The sequence below is a fragment of the Streptomyces sp. NPDC035033 genome, from assembly GCF_040636735.1.
Classification (GTDB): domain Bacteria; phylum Actinomycetota; class Actinomycetes; order Streptomycetales; family Streptomycetaceae; genus Streptomyces.
Window position 1 is genome coordinate 1 of the sequence record NZ_JBEZUZ010000178.1, and the last position, 6,292, is coordinate 6,292.

Annotated in this window: 5 protein-coding genes and 1 pseudogene; 3 read left to right on the forward strand and 3 right to left on the reverse strand. The window is 70.9% G+C overall.

The window, feature by feature from the left end; translation table 11 throughout:
- Nucleotides 1–98: 98 nt before the first annotated feature.
- Together AB0E83_RS34745 and AB0E83_RS34750 are read right to left on the reverse strand one after the other, a co-directional pair.
- Nucleotides 99–545, reverse strand: a pseudogene (locus AB0E83_RS34745) (RidA family protein); the annotation flags it as partial.
- A complete protein-coding gene (locus AB0E83_RS34750; RefSeq protein WP_158821993.1) occupies nt 542–697 on the reverse strand; it encodes a DUF4177 domain-containing protein in 156 nt (51 codons plus the stop codon). The pseudogene AB0E83_RS34745 and the gene AB0E83_RS34750, both read right to left, overlap by 4 nt.
- 123 nt (nt 698–820) lie before the next feature.
- On the opposite strand from AB0E83_RS34750, the gene AB0E83_RS34755 reads away from it, so the two are divergent.
- Together AB0E83_RS34755 and AB0E83_RS34760 are read left to right on the forward strand one after the other, a co-directional pair.
- Nucleotides 821–1,786, forward strand: coding sequence for an ArsA-related P-loop ATPase (locus tag AB0E83_RS34755; protein ID WP_362120713.1), 966 nt, complete (start codon nt 821–823; stop codon nt 1,784–1,786).
- Nucleotides 1,787–1,800: 14 nt separating this feature from the next.
- Entirely contained in the window at nt 1,801–3,195 is a 1,395-nt protein-coding gene (locus AB0E83_RS34760; RefSeq protein WP_362120715.1) for an ArsA-related P-loop ATPase, read from the forward strand.
- 24 nt (nt 3,196–3,219) lie between these two features.
- Here the strand turns inward: AB0E83_RS34760 and AB0E83_RS34765 are convergent, their stop codons facing one another.
- Complete coding sequence (locus AB0E83_RS34765) at nt 3,220–3,564, reverse strand: WhiB family transcriptional regulator (protein WP_030495795.1); 345 nt, start codon at nt 3,562–3,564, stop codon at nt 3,220–3,222.
- Nucleotides 3,565–3,950: 386 nt separating this feature from the next.
- On the opposite strand from AB0E83_RS34765, the gene AB0E83_RS34770 reads away from it, so the two are divergent.
- Nucleotides 3,951–6,179, forward strand: a complete 2,229-nt coding sequence (locus AB0E83_RS34770; RefSeq protein WP_362120717.1) for a transglycosylase domain-containing protein — start codon at nt 3,951–3,953, stop codon at nt 6,177–6,179.
- Nucleotides 6,180–6,292: the final 113 nt, after the last annotated feature.

Below are 6,292 nucleotides of genomic sequence, written 5' to 3' on the forward strand. Positions count from 1 at the left end.
GGAGCGCGGCGACCGCCGGCCGCGCCCGCCCTCGTACCGGACCCGAGCACTCCGACGGACGGCCGGTCAGCCGCCGCAGCGTCCTGATCGGCATAATGGACCTCGACCTCGACGGGGGCGTCGAGCGGGAGGACGGTGACGCCGACGGCGCTGCGGGCGTGCACGCCCTTCTCGCCGAGGATCTCGCCGAGCAGCTCGCTGGCGCCGTTGACGACGCCGGGCTGGCCGGTGAAGTCGGCGGCGGAGGCGACGAAGCCGACGACCTTCACGACCCGCTTGATCCGGTCGAGGTCACCGGCGACCGACTTCACGGCCGCGAGCGCGTTCAGCGCGCAGGTGGCGGCGAGCGCCTTGGCCTCCTCGGGGGTCACCTCGGCGCCGACCTTGCCGGTCACCGGAAGCTTGCCCTCCACCATCGGGAGCTGGCCCGAGGTGTAGACGTACACGCCGGACTGCACGGCCGGCTGGTAGGCGGCGATCGGCGGGACGACCTCGGGCAGCTTCAGGCCCAGCTCGGCGATCCGCGCCTCGACGGCCCCGCTCACGACTGCGGCCGCTTCATGTAGGCCACGAGCTGCTCCGGGTTCGGGCCGGGCACGACCTGGACGAGCTCCCAGCCGTCCTGGCCCCAGTTGTCGAGAATCTGCTTGGTCGCGTGCACCAGAAGCGGCACCGTGACGTACTCCCACTTGGTCATGGGCCCGACTGTAGCCGCTGCGGCGGGGTGCTCCGCCGAGGCTCCCCCTAGGGTCCCGGCTCGGGGGCTTCTCCGGGGCGGTCCGCTGATTGCGCGGGGCCGCCAGTGGTTAGGCTCGACAGCGTGAGCAGGCTCCAGGTCGTCAGCGGCAAGGGCGGTACCGGTAAGACGACGGTCGCCGCCGCCCTCGCCCTCGCCCTCGCGACGGAGGGGAAGCGGACGCTCCTCGTCGAGGTCGAAGGCAGGCAGGGCATCGCACAGCTCTTCGAGACGGAGGCGCTTCCCTACGAGGAGCGCAAGATCGCCGTGGCTCCGGGCGGCGGCGAGGTGTACGCGCTGGCGATCGACGCCGAGCGCGCGCTCCTCGACTACCTCCAGATGTTCTACAAACTGGGCGGCGCGGGCCGGGCCCTGAAGAAGCTCGGCGCGATCGACTTCGCGACGACGATAGCGCCGGGGGTGCGGGACGTCCTGCTCACCGGCAAGGCGTGCGAGGCGGTCCGGCGGCGGGAGCGCGACGGCCGCCCGGTCTACGACCACGTGGTGATGGACGCGCCGCCGACCGGCCGCGTCACCCGCTTCCTCAACGTGAACGACGAGGTGGCGGGGCTGGCCCGGATCGGCCCGATACACAACCAGGCGCAGGCGGTGATGGGGGTCCTCAAGTCCCCCGAGACGGCGGTGCACCTGGTGACCCTCCTGGAGGAGATGCCGGTCCAGGAGACGGCGGACGGCATCGCCGAGCTGCGCGCCGCGGGGCTGCCGGTGGGCCGGGTGGTGGTGAACATGGTCCGCCCGCACGTGCTGGACGAGGCGGCGGTACGGGCCGCCTCCGGCGACCACCGCGAGGCGATCGCGCGGACGCTGGCGTCCGCCGGGATCACGGGCGCCGCCGGCCTGGTGGAGCCGCTGCTCGACGAAGCGGCCGGGCACGCCCGCCGGGTGGAGCTGGAGCGGAGCCAGCGGGCCGTCCTGGACGGCGTCGGCGTGCCCGCGTACGAGCTGCCCTACCTGGGCGACGGGGCGGACATCGCGGGTCTGTACCGCCTGGCGAAGGAACTGCGGAGACAAGGGGTGGGTGCGGCATGAGGGAGGAGACCCCCGTGGCGGAGAAGACCCCGGAGGCCGCCGCGGGCGGGCTGGACGCCGTGCCCGCCCTGGAGATCGACCCGATCCTCGACGACCGGGGCACCCGGATCATCGTCTGCTGCGGCTCCGGCGGGGTCGGCAAGACGACCACGGCGGCGGCGCTCGGCGTGCGGGCGGCGGAGCGGGGCCGGCGGGTGGTGGTCCTCACCATCGACCCGGCCCGCCGGCTCGCCCAGTCGATGGGCATCGACGCGCTGGACAACACCCCGCGGAAGGTCGACGGCGTCAAGGGCTCCGACGGCGGCGAACTGCACGCCATGATGCTGGACATGAAGCGGACCTTCGACGAGATCGTCGAGGCGCACGCCGAGCCCGCGCGGGCGCGGGCGATCCTGGAGAACCCCTTCTACCAGTCCCTGTCAGCCGGTTTCGCCGGTACGCAGGAGTACATGGCGATGGAGAAGCTGGGCCAGCTGCGGGCCCGGGACGAGTGGGACCTGATCGTCGTCGACACCCCGCCGTCCCGTTCGGCGCTGGACTTCCTGGACGCGCCGAAGCGGCTGGGGTCGTTCCTGGACGGGAAGTTCATCAAGCTGCTGATGGCGCCGGCGAAGGTGGGCGGCCGGGCGGGGATGAAGTTCCTCAACGTCGGCATGTCGATGATGTCGGGGACGCTGGGGAAGCTGCTGGGGGGTCAGTTCCTGGGCGACGTGCAGACCTTCGTCGCCGCGATGGACACGATGTTCGGCGGCTTCCGGACCCGGGCGGACGCCACGTACCGGCTGCTCCAGGCGCCGGGCACGGCCTTCCTCGTGGTCGCGGCGCCGGAGCGGGACGCGCTGCGGGAGGCGGCGTACTTCGTGGAGCGGCTGGCCGCCGAGAGCATGCCGCTGGCCGGTCTCGTCCTCAACCGGGTGCACGGCAGCGGGGCGGCGCGGCTCTCGGCCGAGCGGGCGCGGGCGGCGGCGGAAAATCTTGACGAGGGCCGCATGGTGGATCAGGGGGACGGGAAGACTGGACTGCGTGGCGTCCCGGCCATGTCGTCCGAGCCGTCGCACCCCGCCACCGCCGCCGACTCCCCCGCACGTCCCTCCGCCGCACCCGAGGCTGCCCCCACAGCCGACGCGACAGAAGAGCGCAGCAGCACCGTCGAGCACGGCAGCGCCGTCGAGCACGACAACAGCACGGACACCGACCCCGAGATCGCCCGGCTGACCGCCGGTCTGCTCCGGCTGCACGCCGAGCGGATGCGGGTGCTCGCGCGCGAGCAGCGCACGCGTGACCGCTTCACGGCCCTCCACCCCGAGGTGGCGGTGACCGAGGTGACCGCCCTGCCCGGCGATGTGCACGACCTCGCCGGGCTGCGGGCCGTCGGTGAGCTCCTCGCCTCCCCGCGCGACCGGTCCTGACGGGACCCCGCGGGGCGGTCGGGGCTATCCGACCGCGGCGTACTCCTCGTACGTCGCGTCGTCCTCCATGGCGACGGGCAGCAGGCCCGCGCCGCGCTCGTACTCCGTGCGTGCGGTCTCCAGGAGCCGCCGCCAGGAGGTGACCGTGGGGCGCCGGCGCAGCAGGGCGCGGCGCTCGCGCTCCGTCATGCCGCCCCACACGCCGAACTCCACACGGTTGTCCAGGGCGTCGGCGAGGCACTCGGTGCGCACCGGGCAGCCGGTGCACACCGCCTTTGCCCTGTTCTGTGCCGCTCCCTGCACGAAAAGTTCATCCGGATCGGTAGTGCGGCAGGCCGCCTGCGCACTCCAGTCAGCTACCCAGCCCATACCGGCGCCGTCCTCTCCCGAATCGAGGCTCCCCCACGGCGGCAGCGGCATATTCACCGCTGCCAGTTGGGACGTTACGGAAGGCGGGGACAGCGCAACACCCCCTTCGGGCCCAATCTTGAATGGTCCGAACGGACTATGCGTGCGCGTCAGATCACCCAGGGGAGTGATCGCAGGACATGCGTGTGTTATAGGGCACCCCACGACACACGACCTCGAATCGGACACGCCGCCGCCCGCGTATTCGGGACGCGGGAACTCATGCCGGAAATCGGGTGGATGTCATGCATGGGGGTTGATACGGGACCGCACTCCTGTGACAGTTGGGAGCAGCTTAGGCCAAGGCATATACGTGTGTCCGGCGATTGAGAACGTAGGCTGCCCCCATGGCAAAGAAGCGCTCGGGCGGTGGTCTGACCGGGACCCAGCAGGCCGCCAAGTTCCTCGGTGTCAGTGTGCTCTCCGGAGCCGTGCTGGCGGGCATCGCCCTGCCCGCGGCCGGTGCGCTGGGTCTGGCGGCGAAGGGGACGGTCGAGGGGTTCGACGAGATCCCCTCCAACCTGAAGACCCCGCCGCTCAGTCAGCGCACCACCATCCTGGACTCCGAGGGCGGGCTGATCGCCACCGTCTACTCCCGGGACCGCAAGGTGGTGCCGCTGGAGAAGATCTCCCCCTACATGCAGAAGGCGATCGTCGCGATCGAGGACGCGCGCTTCTACGAGCACGGGGCGATCGACCTCAAGGGCGTGCTGCGCGCGATCAACAAGAACGCGCAGTCGGGCGGGGTCTCGGAGGGCGCGTCCACGCTCACCCAGCAGTACGTGAAGAACGTCTTCGTCGAGGAGGCCGGTGACGACCCGGAGAAGGTCGCGCAGGCCACCCAGCAGACGATCGGCCGCAAGGTCCGCGAGCTGAAGTACGCGATCCAGGTCGAGGAGGAGCTGGGCAAGAAGAAGATCCTGGAGAACTACCTCAACATCACGTTCTTCGGGCAGCAGGCGTACGGCATCGAGGCCGCCTCGCAGCGCTACTTCTCCAAGCCCGCCGCCGACCTGAACCTGGGCGAGGCCGCGATGATGGCCGGCCTGGTGCAGTCGCCGAGCCGCTTCGACCCCATCAACGACCTCCAGGAAGCCACCAAGCGGCGCAACATCGTCCTCCAGCGGATGAGGGACGTCGGCGACATCAGCGAGGCCGAGTTCGAGGAGGCCAAGGCGACGCCGATCAAGCTGAAGGTGAAGTCGCCGAAGAACGGCTGCATCACCGCCGTCGACGGCGCCGGCTTCTTCTGCGACTACGTCCGCAAGACGATCCTCAACGACCCGGTCTTCGGCAAGACCGCCGAGGAGCGGCAGAAGCTGTGGAACCTGGGCGGCCTGACCGTCCGCACCACGCTCGACCCGAAGGCGCAGGCGGCGGCGAACGAGGCCGCCGTGGCCAAGGTGAACAAGGACGACGGGGTCGCCACCGCCGTCGTCCAGGTGCAGCCCGGCACCGGCAAGATCCTGTCGATGAGCCAGTCCCGCCCGTACGGCCTGGACCAGAAGCAGCACCAGACCACGCTCAACCTCGCCGTCGGCAGCAAGATGGGCGGCACGACGTACGGCTTCCCGGTCGGCTCGACCTTCAAGCCGATCACGGCCGCCGCCGCCCTGGAGAAGGGCCTCTCCCCGGCGACGAGCTACGACACCCCGTGGAAGATCTCCATGGAGAAGAGCGACTACAAGCGCTGCGACGGCAAGCCCGCGGACTACGGCCCCTGGTCCGTCCAGAACGAGCTCGAGTCGGAGAAGGGGGCGTACGACATGATGAGCGCCCTCGGCAAGTCCATCAACACCTACTTCGCCAAGCTGGAGCAGGCGGCCGGCCTCTGCGAGACGCTGACGATGGCGAAGAAGGTCGGCTACGAGCGCGAGCTCGGCAAGCCGATCAAGCAGAGCCCGTCGGCGACCCTCGGCTCCCTTGAGAGCACCCCGCTCGACATGGCGAACGTCTACGCGACCTTCGCCAACCGCGGCATCTACTGCACGCCGGTGGTCATCGACTCCATCAAGGCCGCCAACGGCGACAAGCTGAACGTGCCGCAGACCAAGTGCACGCGCGCCATGTCCGACCGCACCGCCGACATGATCAACCAGATGCTCAAGGGCGTGGTCGAGGACGGCACCGGTACCAAGGCCGGTCTGAGCGACCGCGACAACGCGGGCAAGACCGGTACCACCGAGGGCCGCAAGGACGCCTGGTTCGTCGGCTACACCCCGGACCTGTCCACCGCCGTCTGGGTCGGCGACGACGTCGGCAAGCGCGAGGAGATGTTCGACATCACCATCGGCGGCGTCTACTACGACAAGGTCTGCGGTGGCTGCCTCCCCGGCCCGATCTGGCGGATCGCGATGACCGGCGCGCTCGGTGACGAGGCCCCGTCCTTCGTCGGCATCAAGGTCCCCCGGGCCGAGAAGCCGAAGGCCCCGGAGAAGGACAAGCAGGACGACAAGCCGCGCCGGGACGACGACAAGCCGGCCGACCGGCCGACCAACCCGTTCCCGGACATCACCCTCCCCGACCTGACCGGCGGCGGCGACGGCCGGCCCGGCAACGGCCGCGGCAACCGCTGACGCGGAGCCGACGGCAGAAGGCGGCAGCAGGAACGACAGAAGGACGGCAGAAGGGCGCCCCCCCCCGGACCGCGGGGGGGGCCCCGGCCGGGGGGCGGTGGGCGCGGGACACG